Origin of the sequence: Microvirga roseola, from assembly GCF_020866965.1 — a bacterium.
GTDB lineage: Bacteria > Pseudomonadota > Alphaproteobacteria > Rhizobiales > Beijerinckiaceae > Microvirga > Microvirga roseola.
Genome location: NZ_JAJATX010000014.1, coordinates 65685 through 88728, shown reverse-complemented (window position 1 = coordinate 88728; position 23044 = coordinate 65685). Strand labels below are relative to the sequence as shown.

23 protein-coding genes are annotated in these 23044 nt (G+C 63.0%); 9 read left to right on the top strand and 14 right to left on the bottom strand.

Annotated features, from left to right (window positions below):
* Window positions 1-88 precede the first annotated feature (88 nt).
* Window positions 89-964 carry an ATP-binding protein gene (locus LG661_RS11270; RefSeq protein WP_230531992.1) on the bottom strand — a complete coding sequence of 292 codons (876 nt, stop codon included), beginning with the start codon at window positions 962-964 and terminating at the stop codon, window positions 89-91.
* A gap of 256 nt (window positions 965-1220) precedes the next feature.
* On the opposite strand from LG661_RS11270, the gene yajC reads away from it, so the two are divergent.
* The 5 genes from yajC to LG661_RS11245 all read left to right on the top strand — a co-directional run bounded on the left by yajC (window position 1221) and on the right by LG661_RS11245 (window position 5391).
* Entirely contained in the window at window positions 1221-1499 is a 279-nt protein-coding gene (gene yajC / locus LG661_RS11265) for a preprotein translocase subunit YajC (RefSeq protein WP_230531991.1), read from the top strand.
* A gap of 94 nt (window positions 1500-1593) precedes the next feature.
* Entirely contained in the window at window positions 1594-3201 is a 1608-nt protein-coding gene (secD, locus tag LG661_RS11260) for a protein translocase subunit SecD (RefSeq protein WP_230531982.1), read from the top strand.
* A gap of 16 nt (window positions 3202-3217) precedes the next feature.
* Entirely contained in the window at window positions 3218-4156 is a 939-nt protein-coding gene (gene secF, locus LG661_RS11255) for a protein translocase subunit SecF (protein WP_230531981.1), read from the top strand.
* A gap of 4 nt (window positions 4157-4160) precedes the next feature.
* Window positions 4161-4547 carry an Mth938-like domain-containing protein gene (locus LG661_RS11250; protein ID WP_230531979.1) on the top strand — a complete coding sequence of 129 codons (387 nt, stop codon included), beginning with the start codon at window positions 4161-4163 and terminating at the stop codon, window positions 4545-4547.
* A gap of 1 nt (window position 4548) precedes the next feature.
* Window positions 4549-5391 (top strand): phytoene/squalene synthase family protein, encoded by an 843-nt coding sequence (locus LG661_RS11245; RefSeq protein ID WP_230531977.1) that lies wholly within the window; start codon window positions 4549-4551, stop codon window positions 5389-5391.
* 16 nt (window positions 5392-5407) lie between these two features.
* Here the strand turns inward: LG661_RS11245 and trmFO are convergent, their stop codons facing one another.
* Complete coding sequence (gene trmFO, locus LG661_RS11240) at window positions 5408-6826, bottom strand: methylenetetrahydrofolate--tRNA-(uracil(54)-C(5))-methyltransferase (FADH(2)-oxidizing) TrmFO (RefSeq protein ID WP_230531975.1); 1419 nt, start codon at window positions 6824-6826, stop codon at window positions 5408-5410.
* A gap of 84 nt (window positions 6827-6910) precedes the next feature.
* On the opposite strand from trmFO, the gene LG661_RS11235 reads away from it, so the two are divergent.
* A complete protein-coding gene (locus LG661_RS11235; protein ID WP_230531973.1) occupies window positions 6911-7672 on the top strand; it encodes a glucose 1-dehydrogenase in 762 nt (253 codons plus the stop codon).
* Window positions 7673-7738: 66 nt separating this feature from the next.
* Here the strand turns inward: LG661_RS11235 and LG661_RS11230 are convergent, their stop codons facing one another.
* Complete coding sequence (locus LG661_RS11230; protein WP_230531972.1) at window positions 7739-7894, bottom strand: DUF1127 domain-containing protein; 156 nt, start codon at window positions 7892-7894, stop codon at window positions 7739-7741.
* Between the two features lie 149 nt (window positions 7895-8043).
* Window positions 8044-9195, bottom strand: a complete 1152-nt coding sequence (locus LG661_RS11225) for a mechanosensitive ion channel family protein (protein ID WP_230531971.1) — start codon at window positions 9193-9195, stop codon at window positions 8044-8046.
* A gap of 142 nt (window positions 9196-9337) precedes the next feature.
* On the opposite strand from LG661_RS11225, the gene LG661_RS11220 reads away from it, so the two are divergent.
* Window positions 9338-9880 (top strand): DUF6790 family protein, encoded by a 543-nt coding sequence (locus LG661_RS11220; protein WP_230531970.1) that lies wholly within the window; start codon window positions 9338-9340, stop codon window positions 9878-9880.
* Window positions 9881-9894: 14 nt separating this feature from the next.
* On the opposite strand, the gene LG661_RS11215 is transcribed toward LG661_RS11220, so the two are convergent.
* Entirely contained in the window at window positions 9895-10299 is a 405-nt protein-coding gene (locus LG661_RS11215; RefSeq protein ID WP_230532026.1) for a four-helix bundle copper-binding protein, read from the bottom strand.
* Between the two features lie 340 nt (window positions 10300-10639).
* Between LG661_RS11215 and LG661_RS11210 the strand changes: the two genes are divergently transcribed.
* Window positions 10640-10984, top strand: coding sequence for a hypothetical protein (locus tag LG661_RS11210; protein ID WP_230531969.1), 345 nt, complete (start codon window positions 10640-10642; stop codon window positions 10982-10984).
* Window positions 10985-11055: 71 nt separating this feature from the next.
* Here the strand turns inward: LG661_RS11210 and LG661_RS11205 are convergent, their stop codons facing one another.
* The 5 genes from LG661_RS11205 to LG661_RS11185 form a co-directional block, all read right to left on the bottom strand.
* A complete protein-coding gene (locus LG661_RS11205; RefSeq protein WP_230531967.1) occupies window positions 11056-11349 on the bottom strand; it encodes a porin in 294 nt (97 codons plus the stop codon).
* Window positions 11350-11421: 72 nt separating this feature from the next.
* Entirely contained in the window at window positions 11422-11970 is a 549-nt protein-coding gene (locus LG661_RS11200; protein ID WP_230531966.1) for a DUF2231 domain-containing protein, read from the bottom strand.
* Between the two features lie 139 nt (window positions 11971-12109).
* Window positions 12110-13459: a PRC-barrel domain-containing protein gene (locus LG661_RS11195; protein WP_230531965.1), complete on the bottom strand. Its 1350-nt coding sequence runs from the start codon at window positions 13457-13459 to the stop codon at window positions 12110-12112.
* A 464-nt stretch (window positions 13460-13923) separates the two neighbouring features.
* Window positions 13924-14751: a class I SAM-dependent methyltransferase gene (locus LG661_RS11190; RefSeq protein WP_230531964.1), complete on the bottom strand. Its 828-nt coding sequence runs from the start codon at window positions 14749-14751 to the stop codon at window positions 13924-13926.
* A 141-nt stretch (window positions 14752-14892) separates the two neighbouring features.
* Entirely contained in the window at window positions 14893-16650 is a 1758-nt protein-coding gene (locus tag LG661_RS11185) for an ABC transporter ATP-binding protein/permease (protein ID WP_230531963.1), read from the bottom strand.
* A gap of 463 nt (window positions 16651-17113) precedes the next feature.
* Between LG661_RS11185 and LG661_RS11180 the strand changes: the two genes are divergently transcribed.
* Window positions 17114-18526, top strand: a complete 1413-nt coding sequence (locus tag LG661_RS11180; RefSeq protein WP_230531962.1) for a sensor histidine kinase — start codon at window positions 17114-17116, stop codon at window positions 18524-18526.
* A 23-nt stretch (window positions 18527-18549) separates the two neighbouring features.
* Here LG661_RS11180 and LG661_RS11175 read toward each other — a convergent pair whose 3' ends face one another.
* From LG661_RS11175 to LG661_RS11160, 4 genes are all read right to left on the bottom strand, one after another.
* A complete protein-coding gene (locus tag LG661_RS11175) occupies window positions 18550-19293 on the bottom strand; it encodes an SDR family NAD(P)-dependent oxidoreductase (protein WP_230531961.1) in 744 nt (247 codons plus the stop codon).
* A 9-nt stretch (window positions 19294-19302) separates the two neighbouring features.
* Window positions 19303-20790, bottom strand: coding sequence for an amidophosphoribosyltransferase (purF, locus tag LG661_RS11170; RefSeq protein ID WP_230531960.1), 1488 nt, complete (start codon window positions 20788-20790; stop codon window positions 19303-19305).
* Between the two features lie 111 nt (window positions 20791-20901).
* Complete coding sequence (locus LG661_RS11165; RefSeq protein WP_230531959.1) at window positions 20902-21522, bottom strand: CvpA family protein; 621 nt, start codon at window positions 21520-21522, stop codon at window positions 20902-20904.
* 248 nt (window positions 21523-21770) lie between these two features.
* Complete coding sequence (locus LG661_RS11160; protein WP_230531958.1) at window positions 21771-23009, bottom strand: calcium-binding protein; 1239 nt, start codon at window positions 23007-23009, stop codon at window positions 21771-21773.
* Between the last annotated feature and the right edge of the window lie 35 nt (window positions 23010-23044).

Below are 23044 nucleotides of genomic sequence, written 5' to 3'. Positions count from 1 at the left end.
TCAACAAGCACCGGTTCAGGCCGTATTCGGAGACGAGGACGGCCCCAAGAGGGGACGATGGGGCTCAGCCATCGTCCCTTTCTGCGTTTCAGATCGCCTTGCCAATACGTCCCGTAAGATCCTGGATGAACTGCCAGGCCGTACGGCCGGAGCGTGCGCCGCGGGTCGTCGCCCATTCCAGAGCCTCGGCGCGGATCGTGTCCCGGTCGCCACTGAGGCCGAGATGGTCCACATAGGCGAAGATCATGTCGAGGTACTCGTCCTGGCTGCATTTGTGAAAGCCGAGCCAGAGGCCGAAGCGGTCCGAGAGTGAAACCTTCTCCTCCACCGCTTCGCCCGGATTGATGGCGGTCGAGCGCTCGTTCTCCATCATGTCCCGAGGCAGGAGGTGGCGGCGGTTGGATGTGGCGTAGAAGATCACGTTGTCGGGACGGCCCTCGATCCCGCCCTCCAGCACCGCCTTGAGGGACTTGTAGGAGGTGTCGTCCGCATCGAATGAGAGGTCATCGCAGAAGACGATGAAACGGTGCGGATCGGATCTCATCAGCGCCATGAGGTCCGGCAGGGTCTCGATGTCCTCCCGATGGATCTCGATGAGCTTCAGGGCGCGCGAATCGGACGGCCGGGTCCGGTTGATCTCCGCATGGACGGCCTTGACCAGGGAGGACTTTCCCATGCCGCGGGCTCCCCAGAGGAGGGCGTTGTTCGCGGGCAGTCCGCTGGCGAAGCGGCGTGTGTTCTCCTTTAGCGTGTCCCGCACCCGATCGATGCCCCGGAGCAGGCCCATCTCAACCCGGTTGACCTTCGGGACGGCCGCCAACCGCCGGGCGGCGGCCTGCCAGACGAAGGCGTCCGCGGCCATGAAATTGGCCTCTGGCAAGGCCGGAGGGGCCAGCCGCTCGAGGGAGTCGGCGATACGCCGCAGGAGGGCAAGGGTCTCGGGGGAGGTCGGATCTGCTGGCATCGGGATATGGCGGTTGAGCGGAAGGGAAGGGATTGATTAGCGCGGAAGCGGCAATGGGTCCACGGACCATGCCTTTGGAAATCCCCGCAACTTCATTGATTTCGTGGAGTCGATGGGTATAGTCCGCCCCGCTTCTAGTCCCGTTTGTGGCGCGGGTGGGCCGGAAAATGCCTGCCTCGCGCCTTTATCCATGGAGAGCCGCTTGTTCATTTCACCTGCCTACGCGCAAGGGGCCCCCGCCGGGGGCGGAATGGAGATGATCCTTCAATTCGTTCCGTTCATCCTTATCTTCGTGATCATGTGGTTCCTCATCATCCGGCCGCAGCAGCGCCGGGTGAGGGCTCACCAGGAGATGATCAAGAACGTTCGCCGTGGCGACACGGTGGTGACCTCCGGCGGCATCATCGGCAAGGTGACCAAAGTCGTCGAGGATTCGAACGACATCGAGGTCGAGATCGCCGACGGCGTGAGGGTGAAGGTGGCTCGGGCCATGCTCTCCGAAGTTCGCGCCAAGAGCGAGCCGGTCAAGGCCTGACGAGAGAGTGCCGGTTCTTCAAGGCCCTGCTCAGGCCAGGAGGACCGGTTCGCCGCAGGTTTTGCGGCGAAGTGTTTGGAAAGGTTGAGCTGTAATGCTGCGCTTCACGAAGTCGAAGGTCATCGCCATTCTGGCGGCCGTCATCCTCGGTATCCTTTTGGCGGTCCCGAGCATGATGACCCGCGAACAGCGCGTGGCATTCCAGAACTCTATTCCGTCGTGGGTGCCGTCCTGGCTCGTCCCGACCAGCGCCATCACCCTCGGACTCGACCTTCAGGGCGGCTCTCACGTCCTGCTCGAAGTGGACGTGCCGGATCTCCTGCGGACGCAGACCACCCAGCTGCGCGACGACGTCCGCCGCATCCTGCGCGAGAACCGCATCTCCCTGCAGGGCGGCATCCAGATGGTGCAGCGCGGCGTTCAGATCCGCGTGCCGCAGCAGGCCGACCGGGACACGCTGCTGCCCCGCCTGCGCGAGTTGGCGCAGCCGGTCGGTAATGCGATCCTCGGCCCGACCGGCAATAACGACATCGAGATTACGACTACGCCCGAGGGCCTGATCACCCTGGCCTATACGGAGGCCGGCGTCACGGAGCGGGTTCGCCGCGCGATCCAGCAGGCCATCGAGGTGCTCCGCCGCCGCGTCGATGCCATGGGTACCACCGAGCCGAATATCCAGCAGCAGGGCGCCGACCGCATCCTGGTGCAGGTGCCGGGCCTCCAGGATCCGCAGCAGCTCAAGGAGCTTCTCGGCCGGACCGCGAAGCTCGAGTTCCGTCTTCTCGGTCAGACGGGCGCAGCCGACACCGACATGCTGCCGATGCGCGAAGAGGGCGGTCGGCGGGTTCCCGTCGAGCGCACCGTGATCGCCGAGGGCGCGGATCTGATCGATGCGCAGCCGGCCTTCGACAGCCGCACCAACGAGCCCATCGTCAATTTCCGCTTCAATATCCGCGGCGCCCAGCGCTTCGGCGACGCGACAGCCCGCAATATCGGCCGGCCGCTGGCAATCGTCCTCGACAACGAGGTGGTTTCCGCACCGACGATCCAGTCGGCCATCACCGGCGGCTCCGGCCAGATCTCGGGCAACTTCACCGTGGAGCAGGTCAACAACCTCGCCGTCCTCCTCCGCGCCGGTGCGCTGCCTGCCAAGCTCACGATCATCGAGGAGCGCACGGTAGGTCCCGGTCTCGGCCAGGACTCCATCGAGGCCGGGACACTGGCCGTATCCATCGGCTCCGCCCTTGTCGCGGCCTTCATGATTGCGGCCTACGGCTTCCTCGGCATCGTGGCTGTCGTCGCCGTCGCGGTGAACGTCGCGCTCATCCTGGGCGTCATGTCGGCTCTCGGGGCAACGCTCACTCTGCCGGGCATCGCAGGCATCCTGCTCACGGTCGGCATGGCGGTCGATTCCAACGTGCTGATCTACGAGCGCATTCGTGAAGAGGCGCGGCTCGGGCGTTCGGCCGTATCCTCCCTCGACCAGGGCTTCGGACGGGCGCTTGGCACAATCCTGGACGCGAACTTCACGACCCTGCTTGCGGCAGGAATTCTGTTCTTCCTCGGCACCGGCCCCGTACGCGGCTTCGCGGTCACCCTGTCCATCGGCGTGATCACCACCGTCTTCACGGCCTATACGGTGACCCGCCTCATGATCGCTGGCTGGTACAATTACACCCGGCCCAAGGCGATCCAGATCTAAAGGACGGGCTTGTCCCATGCTGATCCGCTACTTCCCGACCAACACGAAATTCGAGTTTATGCGCTACCGGCGCATGAGCTTCCCGTTCTCGGCCCTCCTTTCGGTCCTCACGGTGGTCCTGTTCTTTACCGTCGGAATGAATTTCGGCATCGACTTCAAGGGTGGCACGCTCATCGAGATGCGGGCTCTCGGCCCGACGGCCGATGCCGGCGCCATCCGCGACCGCGCCAATGCGCTCGGCTTCGGCTCCGTGGAGGTGCAGGCCTTCGGCGACGGCCGCGAGGTCTCGGTCCGTGTCGAACTGCAGCCTGGCGGCGAGCGGGGCCAGCAGGAGGTCGTGGCGCGTATGCGCGAGGCCTTCGAGGATGCTTACGAGTTCCGCCGCATCGAGGTCGTGGGCCCTCGCGTCTCCAGCGAGCTCGTGCAGTCCGGAACGCTCGGCGTCATCCTCGCCCTCGTGGCGATCCTGGCCTATCTCTGGTTCCGCTTCGAGTGGCAGTACGCCATCGGCGCGGTCGTGGCGACGCTGCACGACATCGTCCTCACCATCGGCTTCTTCGCCATTACGCAAATCCAGTTCGACATGACCTCGATCGCGGCGCTGCTGACGATCATGGGTTACTCGCTCAACGATACCGTGGTGGTCTACGACCGCATTCGCGAGACGCTGCGCAAGTACAAGAAGAGACCCATCGGCGAGCTGCTCGATCAGGCGATCAACGACACGCTCACGCGAACCATTATGACGGGCCTCTCCACGGGCTTTGCCATCATCGCGCTCGCTATCTTCGGCGGCGAAGTCCTGCGGAGCTTCTCCTACACCATGCTGTTCGGTCTGGTGGTCGGCACCTATTCGTCGGTGTTCATCGCCGCGCCGATCCTGGTCTATCTCGGCCTGAAGCAGGGCGCGGAGACGGCTGCCCCGGCGGACGCGACGGCGGCCGCAGCGGAGTAGGGCGATGGGGGTCGGACGCCTCCATGACGGCTTCGTGCCAGGGCGTCATGAGATCGACGCCTACGGCAATGGCGGCTTCCGCTTTGCGGACATGTCCCACCGCGGGTCGATCCTGGTTCTCCCCTCCGGGATCCGCGCCTGGCCGGTGACGTCGGTGTCGGAACTGACGGGAGCGTCCTTCGACCCTGTCTTCGCGGAGGCCGAGCAGATCGAGCTGCTGCTCATCGGTACCGGCGCGGATATCGCGGCTTTCCCTGAGCGTCTCAGGGCCCCGTTCCGTGAGGCGCAGATCCGTCTCGACGTCATGCAGACCGGGGCCGCAGCGCGGACCTACAATATTCTTGTGGCTGAGAACCGCAGGGTCGGCGCGGCGCTGATCGCCGTGCCCTGACATGGCCGAGCCCGGATCCGACTTCGCCCATTGCGAGGCGCTCGTCCGCGAGGGGGATCCCGATCGATTCTGGTCAACCCTCTTCGCGCCAGCCGACAAGCGTCCGCATCTTCATGCGCTCTATGCCTTCAACTTTGAGATCGCCCGCGTCCGGGAGGCCGTGCGCGAGGCGCTGATGGGGGAAATCCGCCTGCAATGGTGGCGGGATGCCCTTCAGGGCGAGATGCGCGGCGACGTCCGGGCCAACCCGGTCGCGGCGGCCCTCGACGACACCATCGTCAAGTTCCGTCTGCCGCACCAGTCCCTCGTCGACCTGATCGATGCCAGGATCTTCGACCTCTACGAGGATCCGATGCCGAGCCTCAATGACCTCGAGGGTTATTGCGGTGAAACCTCGTCCAGCCTGATCCAGCTCTCGAGCATCATTCTGGCCGGTGGCTCCGATACCGGCACGGCGGATGCCTCCGGCCATGCGGGCGTGGCCTATGGGATTACCGGGCTCCTGAGGGCCTTCCCCTGGCATGCCCGCCAGGGACGGGTTTATGTCCCTGCCGACATCCTTGCCCGCCACGGCGTGGTACGGGACGATGTGGTGGCGGGGCGCGGCGGGCCGGGGCTTGCAGCGGCCCTTGCCGACCTGCGGGCGGTTGCCCGCAGGCATCTGGAGCAGGCAAGGACCTTGCGCGCGACCATTCCTGCCGCGGCCGAACCGGCCTTCCGGCCCCTCGCGCTGGTGGAGCCCTACCTCAGGGCGATGGAGCGGCGGGACTATGACCCGTTCCAGACGCCCGTCGAACTGCCGCAATGGCGGCGGATCTGGGCGCTCTGGCGGGGGCCGTTCTAGAGTTCTGTCCTCGGCCTTACTCCGCCGCCTGCGGCTGGGGCGTGCCTTTGAGCCACTCAGCCAGATCCGCCCGGGCCCGATCCGTCAGCATCTTCTTTCTCGCAATGGCTTTGGCCGAGCCGCGCAGGCGCTTGCCGTCCTCGGCCTTCGGCGCGCGATCCAGGGGTGGGAAGAGGCCGAAATTGACGTTCATGGGCTGGAAGGAGCGCGGACCCTCGTCGATGGTCTCGATGTGCCCGCCCGTGATGTGGTTGATGAGCGCGCCGAGCGCGGTCGTATGGGGCAGGGGCTGGATCGGCCGGCCCAGCCGCTCTGCGGCGGCGAAGCGGCCCGTCATGAGGCCAACGGCCGCGCTCTCCACATAGCCCTCGCAGCCGGTGATCTGGCCCGCAAAGCGCAGGCGCGGCATCGCCTTCAGGCGAAGGGTCGGATCGAGGAGCTTCGGCGAGTTGAGATAGGTGTTGCGATGGATTCCGCCGAGCCGGGCGAATTCGGCATTCTCCAGGCCCGGGATCATGCGGAAGATTCCCGTCTGCGCGCCGTATTTGAGCTTTGTCTGGAAGCCGACCATGTTGAACAGGGTGCCGAGCGCATTGTCCTGGCGCAGCTGCACGATGGCGTAGGGCTTCTTGTCGGGATTGCGCGGGTCGGTGAGGCCGACCGGCTTCATCGGCCCATGGCGCAGGGTTTCGCGACCGCGCTCGGCCATGACCTCGATGGGCAGACAGCCGTCGAAATAGGGGGTGTTGGCCTCCCATTCCTTGAACTCTGTCTTGTCGCCGGCGATCAGGGCATCCACGAAGGCGTCGTACTGCTCCTTGGTCATCGGGCAGTTGATGTAGTCCTTGCCGGTGCCGCCCGGCCCGACCTTGTCGTAGCGCGACTGGAACCAGGCGATGTCCATGTTGATGGACTCGCGATAGACGATGGGCGCGATGGCGTCGAAGAAGGCGAGCGACGTCTCGCCCGTGAGCGCCAGGATCGCCTCGGCGAGCGCGGGCGAGGTGAGCGGCCCGGTGGAAACGATGGCCGACGACCAGTCCTCCGGTGGCAGGCCTGCCACTTCGCCCCGCTCGATGGTGACGAGCGGATGTGCGTGGAGAGCGGCTGTCACGGCATCTGAAAAGCCATCCCGGTCAACTGCCAGGGCGCCACCAGCCGGCACCTGGTTCGCGTCGCCCTTGGCCATGATGAGCGAGCCGAGGCTGCGCATCTCCTGATGAAGCAGGCCGACCGCATTGGTTTCGGCATCATCGGAGCGGAAGGAGTTCGAGCACACGAGTTCGGCCAGCCCGTCCGTCTTGTGGGCATCGGTGCCGCGTACGGGGCGCATCTCGTGAAGGACGACGGGAACGCCCGCCTGGGCGATCTGCCAGGCAGCTTCCGAGCCGGCGAGGCCGCCGCCGACGACGTGGATGGGTTCGATCTTGCTCACGCTCATTCTCCTGAACGGTCTTGTTGACTCTCATGGGAGCCCTGGTCAAGGTTGGCCATGTCCCTTGGGAAGGAGGCCCGCGCCATGCAGTCCAGGCGACCTGTCGTCCTTATTACAGGCGGAAGCCGCGGCATAGGCGCCTCGGTGGCGCAGCTCGCAGCCTCGCGCGGTTACGATGTCGCGATCACCTACAGATCCGAGCGCGAATCCGCAGAGAAGGTGGTCGAGGCCTGCCGTGCGTCCGGTGCTGCCGCTATGGCCTGTCAGGGCGATGTGGCGAGCGAGGCGGATGTCATCCGCATGTTCGATGAGACCGAGGCCGCTCTGGGCCGCCTCTCGCACGTGGTCAACAATGCCGGGATCACCGGCAAGTCCAGCCGGCTGGAGCAGGCCCCCGCCGACACGATCCGCGCCTGCATCGATGTTAATGTCCTGGGAGCCCTGTGGGTCGCCCGCGAAGCGACGCGGCGCCTTTCCCGGAACAGTGGGGGTGAGGGCGGTACGATCACCAACATCTCGTCGGTGGCATCGACCCTGGGCAGCCCGAACGAGTATGTCTGGTATGCGGCCTCGAAAGGGGCCATCGATGCGCTGACAATCGGCATGGCCCGGGAACTCGCCGTCGACGGCATCCGCGTCAACGCTGTGTCGCCGGGGATGACGCGGACAGATATCCACGAACGGAGCACAGGCGACGTGGGGAGGATGGAGCGGCTGCGGCCCTTCATTCCCATGAACCGGGTCGGCGAACCGGCGGAAATAGCAGAGGCGATCCTGTTTCTGATGTCGGATGCTGCGTCCTACATCACGGGAGCGATCCTCCCCGTATCCGGGGGCCGCGGATAGCCCTCCAGACAGGCGAACGCCCGCCGGAAGGGCGGGCGAGGGCCTTTGTTGCAGTGCAGCGCAAACTTACGCGGTCGCGTGCTCGCGGGCGATGCCGTCGATCTGGAAGCGGGAGATGCCAAGATCCTCCAGCTCACGATCGGAAAGCTGCGACAGCTCGCGGACGGTTTCGCGATACCGCAGATAGGTGCGGACTTTAGACAGAATGAAGGACACGAACATTGGGGGCTCCTGTTAGTTAGCCAGCCCACTTGACTGGCAGCCTTTGTTCTTGCGTGTGCACTGCAGCATATATGCCTGTGCGACGCCGAAGAGGAGCGGTAATAATGTAGGCCTGTTATGCTTTAGTAGCATAACAGGCTAATGCCTTCTTAACGTGGTTGCGGAGAGGGAATGGCTTGGGACTGTCCTGTCGGTACGGATTCCACCTCGATCCGGGCTCGGGGCAGGGAATGCGGATAGGCCTCCTGCAGCCATGCGATCAGTTTCTCCCGGATCTCGCAGCGGAGGTCGAAGGCGGAAGCCGCCGATGCGGCGCTCATGAGCCCGCGGAGCTCGATGGTCCGGTCCTTGGCGTCCGTCACCTGCAGGGCGGCGACTTCTCCATTCCAGAGCTTCGAATCCTTCAGGATTTCGAGGAACCTGGCTCGCACCGCTTCTACCGGCGTGGAGTAATCGACATACCAGAAGACCGCCCCGATGATCGAAGCCGATTGCCGGGTCCAGTTCTGGAAGGGCTTCTCCATGAAGTAGGAGAGGGGGACGACCAATCGCCGCCAGTCCCACAGGCGGATCACCACGTAGGTGGTCTGAATCTCATCCACATGGCCGAACTCCCCCTCGACCAAAACAGCGTCCCCGAGCCGGATGGGCTGGGTGATGGCGATCTGGATGCCTGCGATCAGGTTCGATAGGACCGGGCGCGCCGCCAGGCCGATTGCCAGGCCCGCAACGCCCGCCGAAGCAAAGAGGCTGACGCCGTACTGCCGCACGGAGGGAATGGTCATCAGAATGGCTGCAAGTGTCAGAAAGCCGATGACAATGACAGCGACTCTTCTCAGCAGGCGGACCTGGGTGAGGAGCTTGCGCGTGAGGATGCTGTCCTCGGATTCCTGCGGCAGCCGCCGGAGATAGAGATCCGCCGCCGTGTTGACGATGGTAATGGCGCTCCAGCCGAGAAAGATGATGAAACCGAAGAGCAGGAGCCATTGGATCAGGTCGATCTCGGGACCTCGCCTGGGCAGGACCTGAATCACGAGCCCCAGCCCGATTGTGATGAGTCCGAGCTGCGTCGGCGGCCCGATCCTGTGGAGCAGCTTGCGGCCGAATTCCGAAAGTTGTCCGCCAAGGACCAGTCTCAGAATCCCGAGAGTAAGCGAATGGAGGAACAGCAGGAGAAATGCCGCGATCAGCAGAAACGCAGCATTGACCAGCCAGTTGGGCCAAAGTCTATGCAACTGCGCAAGAGTATCGGAAAGTGTCGTCGTAATGTCCCACATGGGAGCGCAACGCAGGCTCACCATGAGTGTTCCGCCAAGCTTGGAAACCGCGGCGGCGCGCAGCGACAGCAATCCGCCTTAAATCGTCTCGTTGCATAGCTGCCCGCTTGCAAGACCCGCTCCCAGGCCTCAAAGTTCGGCCCGGATCTACGACCGGGAGGGGCGAATGGAGCAGATCATCACGCTTGCGCTGAGCAACTTTACGCTGACGTTCTTTTTGCTGGGACTTATTGCGGCGTTTGTCGCGCTCCTGCGCCGTCCCCGCCTGCTAAGCCGCGTGGTGGTTGCGGAGGCTCTGCTGTCCTGGTTCCTGTTCTTCGCGCTCGGCGTCACCTTCCTCTACAATTTCGTGATGCACGTCTTCTTTTCGGAAATGGCTGCTTCATTCATCGGTTGGCAGACCAGCCCGTTTCAGAAAGAGGTCGGCTTTGCCAGTTTCGGGTTTTCGGTTGTCGGCTTCCTCGCCTTCAAAGGCAGTGCAGGCGCCCGCCTTGCCGCCGTCATCGGTCCTGCCTGCTTCCTTTGGGGCGCGGCTGCAGGCCATGCGGTGCAGATAGTTGAGGCGCATAACTATGCACCGGGCAATGCAGGCGTAATCTTCTACACGGACATCCTTATCCCGCTGGTCGGCTTTGCGCTAATCTGGATGCGGTATGGAGCAGCCGGTTCCATGCAGGAGACTGGGCAGACCCCTGCATTCGAAAACTGAGCAGTCCCTCGGCGCTAGGCCGACATGCTGTCCATGGCCTGCCTGCAGGCCTGCTCGCAGCGGCGGCACGCTTCGGCGCAGATACGGCAGTGCTCGTGCATGCCGGCATGGCGCTCGCATTCCTCACCGCAGGTGCGGCAAGCATCCATGCAGGCGGCGAGCATACGGCGGATGACCTCTTCGTTGGAGCCGGTCCGCCGGGTCGCCACGGTCCCAGTGGCCATGCAGATATCCGCACAATCCATGTTGCGGCGGATGCACTGCGTCAGTTCCGCGACCATTCCTTCGCCCAGACATGCATCGGCGCAGGATGTGCAGGTTTGTGCACAGTCGAAGCATTCCTCAATGCAACGAATGAGCACGTCATTGGTGCTCCCCTTCACGTGAGGATGCGTGCTGATCATTTCGTGAGCGTGAATGGGGATCTCCTCTTCGACTAGCAGCAGGCTTTCCATCTGCCAGCAAGCAACCGCGCACATTATTGATGGTTCCTACGGCGTCCGAGCAGTGCGAGCTGCATGTCACGGATGCTTGAGCAGAGACAATGGAACTCCTGCTCAAGCGTGGCGGTTGTGATGCGGCAGAGCCCCGAAATCATTGCAGGACAAGGCTTTCGGTGTGAATTTCCTCGATATTCGATTTTCCCTGTTTGCAAACCGTGCCTTGCCCATTCAGGTCGAAACTTTGGCTTGATGCTTGCGTTAGCCCCAAGATCAAGGGCACGGCGCTCCAAGCGGTGCCTAACGATGGAGAAGGTAAATGAAACGCATTTTTCTGACGACCGCCATCGGTGCGCTGGCTCTCGGCGCCACCGGAGCTATGGCTCAGCAGGCTTACGGTCCGGCCGTTGTGAATCCTGGTCCTGGTCAGCAGGCTGTCACTGGCACCTGTGCCCCTGTTCCGAACGCTAGTGGTTCGCAGGTGACCAACCCCTGCACGTACGGCAACACCGCCAGCCCGGGTCAGCCGTCCCCGGCTACGACGGGTTCGATCTACAATCCGCTGCCGCCGAACATGGTCTCCCCGCCGCCGGTTCCGAACGCTAGCGGCTCGCAGGTGACAAACCCCAGCACGTACCGCAACAGCCTTCCGCCGCGCTACTAAGCGTCGGCTCTCCAAGGCTCAAGGCCCTGTCCGGATCCTCTGGACAGGGCCTTTTTCATGCAGGAAGGACATCAACGGGGCTTCTGGCCCTCGACCCGGATGACGGCGCGCAGGGGGCCGTATTCCGTCCGGCGTCTGACGTCGAGTTGAATGCGCCCGCTCGTTTCGAGCTCAACCGAGTTCCTGGACAGCCCGTGATCTTCTCCGACAATGCTGTCCGCTCTGACCCGACCGCTGATGCGCACACAGGTCGCACCATCCTCGAGCAAAGCAAAGCCCGGCTGGCACTGGGCCTCTCCGCGCGGCGCTCCATAGGCTGCGCCTGCAAGAACAAGGCCCAGGAGAACGAGGGCGAGACGCTTCATCAGGTATCCGTCTTATCGTAGCGATTGTGCCCGACACTAGCACAGGTCCGCCCAGCGCGCGTCGTGTTTTCGCTACATGCTCCCGGAGCGGCGACGTCCGTAGCTAGCTGCAACGTCCTCTCGGTCGACCTCCACGTGGAACTGCTCGGCTTTCGGGCTGTAGTCGCGGATTGCACCAATCCCGTAACGATAGGCAAGTTCGCCGCCAAGCCAGCCGGTGAACAGCAGCAGCGCCACGATAGCCACCGACAGCCACAGGCCTCCATTCTCGAGCCCGGCCACCGGGTCGTCCCAGCGGAGCCACAGGTTCACACCTGCGAGCGCCACCACGACGAGGTTGCCGATCATGTGGGTCCAGGAGATCCAGACATTGCGCACTCGGTCGATGGTAAGGAAGTCGATGAAGCCGGGAACTGCAGCAATCAGGGCGGTGACGATTCCCCCGGCGAGGAGCCAGTAGGAGCCACGGGCCCAGAACGGATCGGCGGTAACGCGGAAGGCGACGTCGCTCGCGAGAGCTCCGATCAGGAGGCCGATGGGGATGGTGACGAGCATGTGGTGGAGTGGGTGCCCGGCGATTGCCGCCGTGCTCTGAACTCCGTGCCGATGGTACAGACCCATGAAATCCTCCCTCGGAAGCTTTGTCCGAGACAATGCCTCTGCCAAGGCTTTGCTTCGGCCGCAGACGTAAGAATGGCCGAGCATTCGCCCGGCCATTCGGATCTTCCAGTTAGGCCCTCAGGAGCCTACCAGACTGGGGTCAGAACCAGCCGCGCTCGCTCAGATCGTTAAATTCGTTCTGGGCGAGGACACCGTCGGAATCCGCATCCCACACATCGTACATGCCGGTGTTGAACTCATTCTGGTCGAGGGCCGCGTCCCGGTTGGCATCCCAGCGATCATAATAGCCGACTCGCTCCATTCCGCTCAGGAACTCGCTCTGATCGACGATACCGTCGCGGCCGGTGTCGAGGTCGTTATAGGCGACCGGTGGTTCGCCAATGCCCCAGTTGTTCCAGCCGGTGTTGAACTCGCTCTGCGAAATGTTCCAGTCGCGGTCAGTGTCGAACACGCGATAATAGCCGGTGTAGAACTCATCCGCATCGAGGCGGGAATCCCGGTTTACATCCCAACGGTCATAGATACCGGCGCTGACCCTTGAGAATTCGCGGTCAGTGAGTTCCAGGTTCCTGTCGGCGTCGACATCACGGAACGTCCACTGCGTCGGGACGGCGCCTGTCACGTTCGCTGCCGTGTCCATCCGCTGGGCCACGCCGCCAGCTTCGGCCTGGTTTCGGATCATCACCCGGCCCGGCATCCGATTATACTCGAATGGCGCAAGGTTGACGACGTCGGTCTCGTCATAGCCCAGGTTGATGTTGGCGGCGCCGGGATTCCAACCTGCGCCGTAGCCATATCCGTAAGCCGGAAAGGCTCGATAGCCGCCGCCATAGGCTGTGGCTGCGTTCACGACGAGAGCTTGCAGGGTACCGTCGGTCGAGAAAATCAGGTCGTTGACATAGCCATAGCCGACATCGCCGCGCAGATAGGCATAGTCGTCCATGAGGTCGGTTGCCTTCCAGAGCCTTGGCCCTGTCTCAAGATTGTCGTCGACGACCTGGGTCTGCGTGACGGCGCCGCGGGTCAGGATGTCATTGGCGCCGTAGGTGTACTCCTCGACGTTTTCCTCCGTGACCGGAATGACGACCCGGTCAAGGGTGGGGCTCACCCGTACCTGGTTCCAGGGTACGAAGACATGGGTATCGCCGATATCCCAGAATCCGCCGACTTCTGCCACGATACCGAGGATCTGTCCCTGATCGCTGATGATGATGTTCTCGACATTGCCGATTTCCTCACCAAGCGGCCCGATGACCTCGGCGTCGTCTAGGAGTCGTTCAGCACTCCAGCCGCTCCGGTAGATATCGTTGTAGCTCCAGTCCCGGAGGCCACCTGCTGTGCGGGGGCCGACCTGCCCTTCCTGCATCATAAGCTGGTTCTGCTGATGAGGCTGCGCCTGAAAGCCCGTCTGGGCCGATGCGGAAAAGGCAAGACCCGCACCGAGGGCGAGTGCCACGAGTGACGGTTGAACGAGTCGCTTGGAAATCATGTCGCTCCTCCTGATCGATCCTGGAAAGGGGATCTGCGTTTCATCCGGTGCGGCATGCAGCCGAGATCGGGTGCTGGCCGTCGCACACGGTCAGTGGGAGTAACAGGGGCCTGGGCGAAGCGTTCGATGCCCCGTGCGGGAATTCGGTACGGTAGCAGACGAACCGTGGCTGGGAGGAGATTATTGCGGCGCTGGAATGGGAGGCTTCCTTGCCGGGTTTACGGGTCATCGGATTGTCACTCCCAGGTGACCTACCAGAACTATGAGGGTGTGACCCATGAGCTCTTCAGTATTGCTCCCGTGGTGGAGGATGCCGAAAGCGCCTAGAACTTCGCGGCTCGCGAACTCCGGCAGGCTCTTGAGGTCACAGCGACCGGGGATTCCGCACAACCGGCCAAGCAGTAGCTGGTGGCGCGAAACGGGCTGGACCTGATCGCGGTCCTTCGATCTGAAGCAATCCGCGATCAGATAGCTCGCACAATGATCTCGACCGGGGCGATGGTCCCCTGGTCGAGCGCCCTCATCACATTGGCAAGCCGTTCCTGGGTCGCCGGACCCATCAGGGTGTGGAGACCGAGAGGCGGCATGCCGTCCGTTGCAGCTTTCTCACGCATCCGGCGTCCGAGTTCGAGCGCGAAGGCGCTGCGGTCGCGCTCCTTCTCGATCCGGAAGCCGGCGGCTTCGAGCTTCGTCCGATAGTCGCTGAGCGTCTCGACAAAGCTGGTCTCCTCCGTGGCCGCCCAGGGCATCGGGTAGGGAATAGCGGCCTCGCTCGCATGCGTGATGTCGTAGACGCCGAAAAGCGCTCCGGGCTTGAGGACACGGCGGGCTTCGGAGAACAGCCGCGGCTTGTCAGCGATGTTCATGCCCACATGGATCATGGTCGCGGCATCGAAGGTGGAGTCCGAAAAGGGAAGGGCGAGCGCGCTCGCCTGCTGGAACGACACCCGGTCATCCAGTCCGCAGCGCCGGGTAAGGGCATTGGCGACCTCCACAAATTCCTGCGTGAGGTCGATGCCGGTAACGCGGCAATGATGCGCCTTCCCGAAATGTCGTGCCGGGCCGCCGATCCCTGCGCCGATGTCGAACACATGCATGCCGGGATTGAGGCCGAGTTCCTTGGCGAACTCGACTGTCTCCGCATGCCAACCGAGATGGAACTCGTCGGCGCCTGAAAGGTCGGAAGGATCGAGGTTCTCGACATCCTTGCCGCTTGTGCGGAGTACGTCGAGGATCGCGCTTTCGAGATTGCCGTGCGTGTAGTGCCGTGCGACCTGCTGCTCGGTATCCATGCGGGCCTCCATCCGGAGCCGGCAAAAACCGGCCCGGCCTGCCGCCCCAGCCAGGGTGATCCTACTACGGCCGGAGACGTGCGGCTTTTACCATTCCGCGCCGGTACCGCAGCGCGGGAGGCAATCCTTCCGGTGCAGGCCTCAAGCTGCCGCCTTCAGCTCGAATGTCCCGTCGTGAAAGCGGTCCAGGGTCGAGCGGTGCCCGATGCTGAGGATCGTCGGCTTCCACTCGGCCTTGCGCAGGAGTTCGTACAGATAGCGTTCGGTGTCCTCATCGAGGGCGGAGGTCGCCTCATCGAGGAAAACCGTTTGCGGCTTCGCCAGCAGGATGCGGGCGAAGCCCAGGCGCTGCTGCTCGCCGCCGGAGAGCAGCTGGCCCCAGTTGTCGACCTCGTCGAGGCGCTCGATGAGATGGCCGAGGCGCACGGCCTCGAGCACCCGCGCGACCTCTTCGTCATCGCCGGAAGGGACGGCAGGATAGAATGCGGCCTGCCTCAGGGTGCCGAGGGGCAGATAAGGTTTCTGCGGCACGAAGAAGACCTCGCTCTCTGCAAAGGAGATCCGGCCGCTGGCGTAGGGCCAGATGCCCGCCACAGCCCGCAGCATAGTGCTCTTGCCGGTGCCCGACGCGCCCTTGATCAGCACAGCCTCGCCGCGGGCGACTTCCAGGTTCACGCCGGTGACGAGGGTTTTCCGGCTTGGCAGCGCCAGTTCCAGATCGCGGACGACGAAAGCCTCGCCCCCACGCTCCGCCGTGACTGGGGAGGATGCATCGGCCTTCGCCTCGTCCAGGCGCTTCCGGAAGCTTTTGAGGCGCTCCGTCGTCGCCCGCCACTGGGCGATCTGGCCGTAGCTCGTGATGAAGAAATTCAGGCAGGCCCGAACCGCGCCGCAGGCGGCGGCGATCTGCATCACCTGGGCGAAGGTGATCTGCCCCGTAAAGAAGCGCGGAGCGGAAAGCAGGAAGGGCAGGATGATGCTGAACTGGCCGTGAGTATGCGCAAAGAACCCAATGGATCGCTCCCGGCGCATGATGCTCCAGAAATTGCCTACCACCTTGGTCCAGCGCTCATCGAGGAGGCCTGCCTCCCGCTCCTCGCCCCGGTAGAAGGCGATCGTCTCGGCATTTTCCCGAAGCCGCACGAGACCGTAGCGGAAGTCGCTTTCCAGGTTCTGGTTCGCCGTGTGGAGCTTTGCGAGAGGATTGCCGATGAGGTGAGTGAACCAACTCGCGAGGAATGTGTAGCCGAAGATCGCGAAGACCATGTAGCCCGCAATCGAGAAGCCCGCGACCGTGACCGTGCCGCTCAGGCCCCACAGGATCGTGGTGAAGGCAATCAGGCTGACCGCCACATCGAGAAAGCCGACGGAGAGGTTGATGGTCTGGCCTGCGAAAAGGCCGAGATCCTCCACGATGCGCTGGTCCGGGTTGGTCCCGGGCTCTTCATGGAGCTGGAGGCGGTAATAGGCCCGGTTGGAGAGCCAGTCCCGCGTGTAGCGGCGAACCAGCCAATTGCGCCAGCGCAGCTTCAGGCTCTCCGCCACCCAATGGGAGTAGACGAGGGATGCGATGAAGCTGCCTGCGATGAGGCCGAAGAGACCGATCTGCTTCATGAAAGCTGAGACATCACGGCTTTCGATGGCCGCGTAGAAGCTGGCATACCAATGGTTCTGCTGCACGCAGATCCAGATGGTCGTGAACTTGATGGCCAGCAGCAGCGCCAGCATGCGCCGGGCATAGCCTCGCTCGTCCGATTGCCAGTAGGGCCTGGCGAGCGACCAGACGTCGCTGAGGAAAGAGAAACTCCTGGCCTCCTGGCCGAAGAGCCTCTGGAAGCGGACAGGCGAGCGCCGCCGCGGCGCCGCGTCCGGGCGCAGGATGGTTGCTTGGATGGTCATGGAAGTGCCCCGGACGGCTTGCCACACCGGTGCTTGTCTGCCCCGTGCGTCTGCGCCGCCACCGTCCCGCCCGGCGTCTCCCTGACGCTCTTTGGGGCGGCTCGGTCTTTCTGTTTTTGAAAAAATTCCGCCGACGTAGAAATTATGTCTCAAGAAATCGCCGTCGGTTCGATCACTTGGCCGAATGCACGGATAGTGTTTCGAATATGAATATTAGCTGAAAGCTAGGATGCAGCGCCGCAACAGTCCTGTTCGTCTGCAAGCTTGGCAGTAAAAGCCAGCTTATTGAAGTCGGCCGGCGGTCAGTTTCAAGCCGATGGTGAGTACACTTCCGGACCCGCATTTTGAGAGGAGGGCGCGCTCGGCTGACGCAGGCCGGGCAGGTTTGGTTGATCGGTGAGTTTCCGCAACGTGATCTACCTTGGCCTCGGCAGCTGGTCCCGCGGGTATCGAAAGACTTCGGATGGATTTGTTTGGTCACCCGGCCTACGAGGCCCCAGCCGCGGACGTCCTTGCGCTCGTCGGCGATGCGATCGTCAGCACGGACGAGTGTGGCCGCATCCTGCTCTTCAATCGTGCGGCCGAGGAAACCTTCGGCTACAGGACGGAAGAGGTCCTTGGAGAGCCGGTGGAAAATCTCTTGCCCCAACGGTTCCGTCAGCACCACAAGGCTGATGTGCGGGCTTTCGCCGAGGGCGCCGAGGGGACTCGGCGCATCATGGGCCACCGCAGAGAGGTATCGGGCCGTCGCAAGAACGGCGAGGAGTTTCCTGTCGAGGCGACCGTTTCCCGTCAGAGCCTTTTCGGGCGCACGACCCTGACCGTAGTGATCCGGGATATCTCCGAGCGCAAGCGCATCGAGCAGGAGCTCGAAGCGCGCAACCGGGTCCTGGAGGCAAGCGAGGGACGTCTGCGCCTCGCTCTGAAGGGTGGTCGCATGGGCATCTGGGAGTGGAACCTGAAGACGAACGCGGTGGTTGCCGATGCCGCTGCGCGACGGCTCTGGGGTTTGCCCGAGCGCAGGACGCTGCAGAGCGAGCACGCCCTCGAGCGCGTCCACCACGACGACCTGCCGCAGATGAAGGAGGCCCTGGAGGACGCCATCGAGGAAAGCACCGAATTCAGGCTCGAATTCCGGATCATTTGCCCCGACGACACGGTGCGGTGGGTCGCTTCCAAAGCGGTTGTTCTCTACGATTCCAGAGGCGAACCCGAGGTCATGAGCGGTGTGACCTTCGACATCACGGAACGACGGGAGATAGAGGAACAGCGCCGCCTGATTTCATCCGAGCTGAGCCGCCGCATGAAGAACATGATGGCGCTGGTGAGTTCGGTCGTCGCCCTGAGCGCGCGCAATGCCGATACGGTCGAGACTTACAAGCAGTCCCTCCAAGGGCCGCTCGGCGCTATTTCCGAGACCCACTCGCTGCTGGTGGAGAGCGGTTGGAGCAGCACCACGCTGATCGAGCAGCTCCTGTTCGAGCTTGAGGCCTATAGGAGTCCGGAGGGCACAAACATCGTTCTCGATGGACCGGCGATTGCGTTCGAGCCTCAGGTTGGCCTGTCCGTCGGCCTCGTCCTCCACGAACTGGCGACGAATGCTGCCAAATACGGAGCGCTCAGCGTGCCGAGCGGCTGCGTCGAGGTGAGGTGGACGGTCGAGGACGGTCCGGAAAGCCACCATCTGGCTTTGGAGTGGAAAGAGCGGGGAGGTCCGCGGGTCTCCCCGCCGAAGCGGCGCGGCTTCGGCACTACGCTGATCGAGCGATCCCTGAATCAGACCGTCGGCGGAACAGTCGAGCTCGACTACCGCCCTGAGGGCCTGCTGTGCCGGATCATGCTCCCCTTGGGCGGAGCTACACATAGCCCGTCATGAGCGTCATCCGCCTGCGGTGGCGTTCAGGCCGGCATCTGCGGTTCGAGGACTTTGCCGTCCTGGGTGAAGTCATAGATCTTGCCGGTCTGATCCCAGGAGGGCAGGGCGAGCTTGACGATGTGAGGAGCGAGTTCCTCGGGCGTCTTGAGCGTCAGCGGATCCTCGCCCGGCATCGCGGCGCGGCGCATATTGGTGCGCAATGGGCCCGGATTGAGAAGCATCGCTCTGACCGGCGTCGTCACTGTCTCCGCGGCGTAGGTGCGCACCAAGGCCTCGAGAGCTGCCTTCGACACCGAATAAACACCCCAATAGGCCTTGCACTTGTGAGCCGCGCCTGAGGTCACGAAGATCGCACGTCCGGCATCCGAAGCCCGCAGGAGCGGATCGAGGGAGCGGATCAGGCGGTAATTGGCAGTCACATTGACCGCCATCACCTCGTCCCAGACCGGCTGGTCGATATGGGTGATAGGTGCAAGCTCGCCGAGCTGTCCTGCGTTGCCGAGAAGAATATCGAGCTTGCCCCAGCGCTCGTAAATTGCCGCTCCGAGCCGGTCGAGGGCTTCCAGATCCTTCAGGTTCACCGGCACGAGAGTGGCGGAGGAGCCTTTGGCGCGGATCTCGTCATCGAGGGACTCGAGCGCACCCTGGGTGCGGGCGAGCGCGATGATGTGGGCACCGGCGTCTGCCAGGGCGAGCGCCGCCGCACGGCCGATGCCGCGCGAAGCGCCGGTGACGACCGCGACGCGGTTAGAAAGGGGCTTGTTCATCGAGTCTTCTCAGTCGGCTTCGGCGAGGAGGGCGAGACGGCGTGGGGTGGCGACCTTCAGGTCTGTCAGCGCCGTCGGGTAGTCGCCCGTGAAGCAGTGGTCGGTGAATTGCGGCTGTTCCGAGTTACGGCCCTGCTCCCCCATCGCCCGGTAGATGCCGTCGATGGAAAGGAAGGCCAGCGAATCCGCGCCGATATATTCCCGCATCTGATCCAGGTTATGGGTGGCGGCGAGGAGCTTGTCCTTCTCCGGGGTATCGATGCCGTAGAAATCGGGATGGGTGATCGGGGGGCTGGCGATTCGGAAGTGAACCTCCTTTGCCCCGGCCTCCCGCATCATCCGGACGATCTTCACCGAGGTGGTGCCACGCACAAGGCTGTCGTCCACCAGAACGATCCGCTTGCCCTCGATGGCCGAACGGTTGGCGGAATGCTTCATGCGCACGCCGAGTTCGCGCACCGATTGGGTCGGCTGAATGAAGGTCCGGCCCACATAGTGGTTGCGGATGATGCCAAGTTCGTAAGGAAGGCCGCAGGTCTGGGCGTAGCCGAGAGCGGCCGGAACGCCGGAATCCGGCACCGGGATGACCACGTCGGCCTGGGCCGGTGCTTCAAGCGCCATTTCCCGTCCCATGGCCTTGCGCACCGCATAGACGCTGCGCCCGTTCACGATGGAGTCGGGGCGGGCGAAATAGATGTACTCGAAGATGCAGGGCCGCGCCGTCTGCTCGGGAGCGAAGCGGAAGGATTCAATGCCGCTGTCCGAGATTACGACGCATTCCCCGTTCTCGACATCGCGGACGAAGCGCGCTCCGATGATGTCCAGGGCGCAGGTCTCGGAGGTCAGGATATAGCGGCCGTCGAGTTCGCCGATGACGAGGGGGCGAATGCCGAGCGGGTCGCGGGCGCCGATGAGCTTCTTATTGGTGAGCGCTACGAGGGCATAGGCGCCCTCGATCTGCTGGATCGCCTCCACGAAGCGGTCGACAACCTTCTCATGGCGGCTGCGGGCAACGAGGTGGACGATAACTTCCGTGTCGGTGGTGGACTGGCAGATTGCGCCGTCCCGGATCAGGTTGCGCCGCAGGGTCAGGCCGTTGGTGAGATTGCCGTTGTGAGCCACCGCGAAGCCGCCGCCGTCAAGCTCAGCGAAGAGGGGCTGCACGTTGCGGAGGACCGTCTCGCCGGTGGTCGAGTAGCGGACGTGTCCGATGGCGGAGAGACCCTCCAGGCGCTCGATCACCGAACGGTCGGAGAAGCCGTCGCCGACGAGCCCCATCCTGCGCTCGAGATGGAAGACCCGACCGTCGAAGGAGACGATGCCCGCCGCCTCCTGGCCGCGGTGCTGCAGGGCATGAAGGCCGAGCGCCGTGATCGCCGCGGCATCCGGATGGCCGTAAATGCCGAAAACGCCGCATTCTTCACGCAGGGTATCGCCGTCGAGGTCGAGGTCCACCTGTTTGGGGGTGACCTGCCACGTCTCAGACCAAACAGACATCATGATTTCCTTGGGACTCGCGCCCACCGGCGGCGCAGACCTTATGTAGTCGGCCTTAGGCCGAACGCCAATGTCTTTTCCTGTCGCTGTCCAAAGAGTGATTGGAGCAGCTTAGCCGCGGCGCTGGGGTGCTGCCGGCTCGGCCGGTACTGGGACGAGGGGCACGGTTCCGCGCTGCGGATCGGGTTCGACCGGCTCGGCCGGCTCGGTCTCGGGGGCAGCGCCCCTATTCCGCAGCCTCTGTATGAGGACCTCTGTGTCCTGGGGAAGCGTCGCGATGATGCTGTCGCGGGCGTCTTCCATGGCGGGCCGGGTGCGGGAGGCGGTGGCCCATTCCGGCTCCTTGCCCTGGAGCAGCCAGCTCAAGAACGCCCAGCCGATCACGCAGATCAGGAAGCCGCGGGCCGCGCCGAAGACAAGGCCCAGGGTCCGGTCGAGGGCTCCGATGCGGGAATCGAGGATCAGGTCCGAGATCTGGACCGTGATGATCGATACGATGATGAGGGTGATCACGAAGATCGTGCCGATGGCCGCAACAAGGGCGATGGTGTTGTTGCTGATGTAATCCTGGGCGACAGGCAGGGCGGCCTCGTGAAGGTACCAGGCGGCCGCGGCCGCGACCACCCACGCCACAATGGCGAGGACCTCACGGGTGAAGCCGCGCACGGCTGCCAGGAGGGCCGAAATCAGGACGACTCCGATGACAACGAGGTCCAGGATCGAAAGGGGCATGGGCCGAGCCTAACGCAAGAAACAGGGATGAATGCCGCGTTCGCGGGGTTCAGGGCGTCGGGTGTATAACCTCAAGACAAGCTTTCGTCACCCCTTGGAGTTGGCTACGGGAGAGCTTTGCAGCGGGATAGCATCCGCCGTCCGGCTTTGTCTCGCTACGCCCGCCAAGGCTGAGCCCGCAGGTGCGGGCACAAGCAAAAGCCCCGGCAAACTGATCTGCCGGGGCTCGGTAGGAGCAAGGCTCTTGTTTAGATGAAGTAGAAGTCGCTGCGGGAGAAGTCATCTCCCGGCTTCAGCTGAACGATGGCGAGGCTTTTTTCTTTGCCGCTGCCGTCGACGTCGAAGTAGACGATGCCATTCTTTTTATTATAGTAAAGATAGTCGTTCGAGTCGAGCTTGGTGTCGCTGCTGAAGTGCTTGCTGTCCAGCTTGCCCTTCTTGAAGATCTTGTCGTAGCTGACGGACTTTTTGGAGCTGCCCTTGTTGTCGCCTCCCTTTGGACCCTTGTCGTCGTCACCCTCCTTCTTGCCATCTGCCTTGGAGGCTTTGGACTTGAAGGCCCGGAAGTCTGTAAGGTCAAACTGCAGGACATCATCCTTCGCGTTGAAGTCGTAGATACGGTCGAAATGTCCCTTCTTGACGGGGCTGTCGAACACGAAAGTGTCCTTTCCCGCGCCGCCATAGAGCTTGTCCTTGCCGGATCCGCCGTTGATCACGTCGTCGCCGTTGCCGCCGTAGACCTTGTCTTTGCCGGATCCGCCGTCGATATCGTCATTCCCGTCCAGGCCGTAGAGCGTATCGTTGCCGTTTCCGCCGTCGATCGCATCAGCATAGGCGGTGCCTGTGATTTTGTCCTTGCCAGATGTCCCGCCGAAGACTTCCGCGGCATCCGTGACTGTGATCGTGATCTGCTCGATGTAGGGCTCAGTCGTCTCGCCGCCGTCCGTGACCATGATGCTGAGGGTGTGGGTCCCAACATGGATCTGATCGAGACCGGCCTTTAGTTGAAGCTTGTTGCCGACGATCTCGAACAGGGAATTGTCGATGCGTTCACCATTCTGGTCGACAATGGCATAGGTCAGGGTCGTATCGGCATCCGGATCAAGGCCCGTGAGTGTCGCAACGTCTGTGCCGAGCTGTGCATCTTCTGCAATCATGCCGCCTGTGAATACAAGATCCGTCGGTGCTTCATTGACATCCGTCACATCGATTGTGAAGAATTTATTAGGCACGTCCGTAGGCGTTTCGGCATCCTTGCTCTCTGCAGAAATCTCAAGTTCAAAAGAGCTCAGATCCTCATAGTTCAGCAAGCTGCCATCCGCTACAAGAAGCTGATCTCCAACAATCTTGAAACGGCCGCCGAAATCGTCCACGAGTTCGAAAGTAAATTCTTCGCCGGCGGCATCGTCGACACTGAGAGTGCCGATGACGACTTCGCTACCTGCATTTTCTTCTACAGTGGTCGCAGAGAGCTGGATTGTAGCCATTTTTTATTGTCCTCTAGGCACTAAGACTTAATGCA

What these genes read in the sequence shown, in the direction of transcription:
- LG661_RS11225 (WP_230531971.1), bottom strand. Translation starts at nt 9,195, where the DNA reads ATGGTGAGCCTGCGTTGCGCTCCCATGTGGGACATTACGACGACACTT.
- LG661_RS11205 (WP_230531967.1), bottom strand. Translation starts at nt 11,349, where the DNA reads ATGAAGCGTCTCGCCCTCGTTCTCCTGGGCCTTGTTCTTGCAGGCGCA.
- LG661_RS11235 (WP_230531973.1), top strand. Translation starts at nt 6,911, where the DNA reads ATGCAGTCCAGGCGACCTGTCGTCCTTATTACAGGCGGAAGCCGCGGC.
- LG661_RS11195 (WP_230531965.1), bottom strand. Translation starts at nt 13,459, where the DNA reads ATGATTTCCAAGCGACTCGTTCAACCGTCACTCGTGGCACTCGCCCTC.
- LG661_RS11175 (WP_230531961.1), bottom strand. Translation starts at nt 19,293, where the DNA reads ATGAACAAGCCCCTTTCTAACCGCGTCGCGGTCGTCACCGGCGCTTCG.
- LG661_RS11160 (WP_230531958.1), bottom strand. Translation starts at nt 23,009, where the DNA reads ATGGCTACAATCCAGCTCTCTGCGACCACTGTAGAAGAAAATGCAGGT.
- LG661_RS11185 (WP_230531963.1), bottom strand. Translation starts at nt 16,650, where the DNA reads ATGACCATCCAAGCAACCATCCTGCGCCCGGACGCGGCGCCGCGGCGG.
- LG661_RS11220 (WP_230531970.1), top strand. Translation starts at nt 9,338, where the DNA reads ATGGAGCAGATCATCACGCTTGCGCTGAGCAACTTTACGCTGACGTTC.
- LG661_RS11180 (WP_230531962.1), top strand. Translation starts at nt 17,114, where the DNA reads ATGGATTTGTTTGGTCACCCGGCCTACGAGGCCCCAGCCGCGGACGTC.
- LG661_RS11210 (WP_230531969.1), top strand. Translation starts at nt 10,640, where the DNA reads ATGAAACGCATTTTTCTGACGACCGCCATCGGTGCGCTGGCTCTCGGC.
- purF (WP_230531960.1), bottom strand. Translation starts at nt 20,790, where the DNA reads ATGTCTGTTTGGTCTGAGACGTGGCAGGTCACCCCCAAACAGGTGGAC.
- LG661_RS11250 (WP_230531979.1), top strand. Translation starts at nt 4,161, where the DNA reads ATGGGGGTCGGACGCCTCCATGACGGCTTCGTGCCAGGGCGTCATGAG.
- LG661_RS11270 (WP_230531992.1), bottom strand. Translation starts at nt 964, where the DNA reads ATGCCAGCAGATCCGACCTCCCCCGAGACCCTTGCCCTCCTGCGGCGT.
- LG661_RS11190 (WP_230531964.1), bottom strand. Translation starts at nt 14,751, where the DNA reads ATGGATACCGAGCAGCAGGTCGCACGGCACTACACGCACGGCAATCTC.
- LG661_RS11230 (WP_230531972.1), bottom strand. Translation starts at nt 7,894, where the DNA reads ATGTTCGTGTCCTTCATTCTGTCTAAAGTCCGCACCTATCTGCGGTAT.
- secF (WP_230531981.1), top strand. Translation starts at nt 3,218, where the DNA reads ATGCTGATCCGCTACTTCCCGACCAACACGAAATTCGAGTTTATGCGC.
- yajC (WP_230531991.1), top strand. Translation starts at nt 1,221, where the DNA reads ATGATCCTTCAATTCGTTCCGTTCATCCTTATCTTCGTGATCATGTGG.
- LG661_RS11165 (WP_230531959.1), bottom strand. Translation starts at nt 21,522, where the DNA reads ATGCCCCTTTCGATCCTGGACCTCGTTGTCATCGGAGTCGTCCTGATT.
- LG661_RS11245 (WP_230531977.1), top strand. Translation starts at nt 4,549, where the DNA reads ATGGCCGAGCCCGGATCCGACTTCGCCCATTGCGAGGCGCTCGTCCGC.
- LG661_RS11200 (WP_230531966.1), bottom strand. Translation starts at nt 11,970, where the DNA reads ATGGGTCTGTACCATCGGCACGGAGTTCAGAGCACGGCGGCAATCGCC.
- secD (WP_230531982.1), top strand. Translation starts at nt 1,594, where the DNA reads ATGCTGCGCTTCACGAAGTCGAAGGTCATCGCCATTCTGGCGGCCGTC.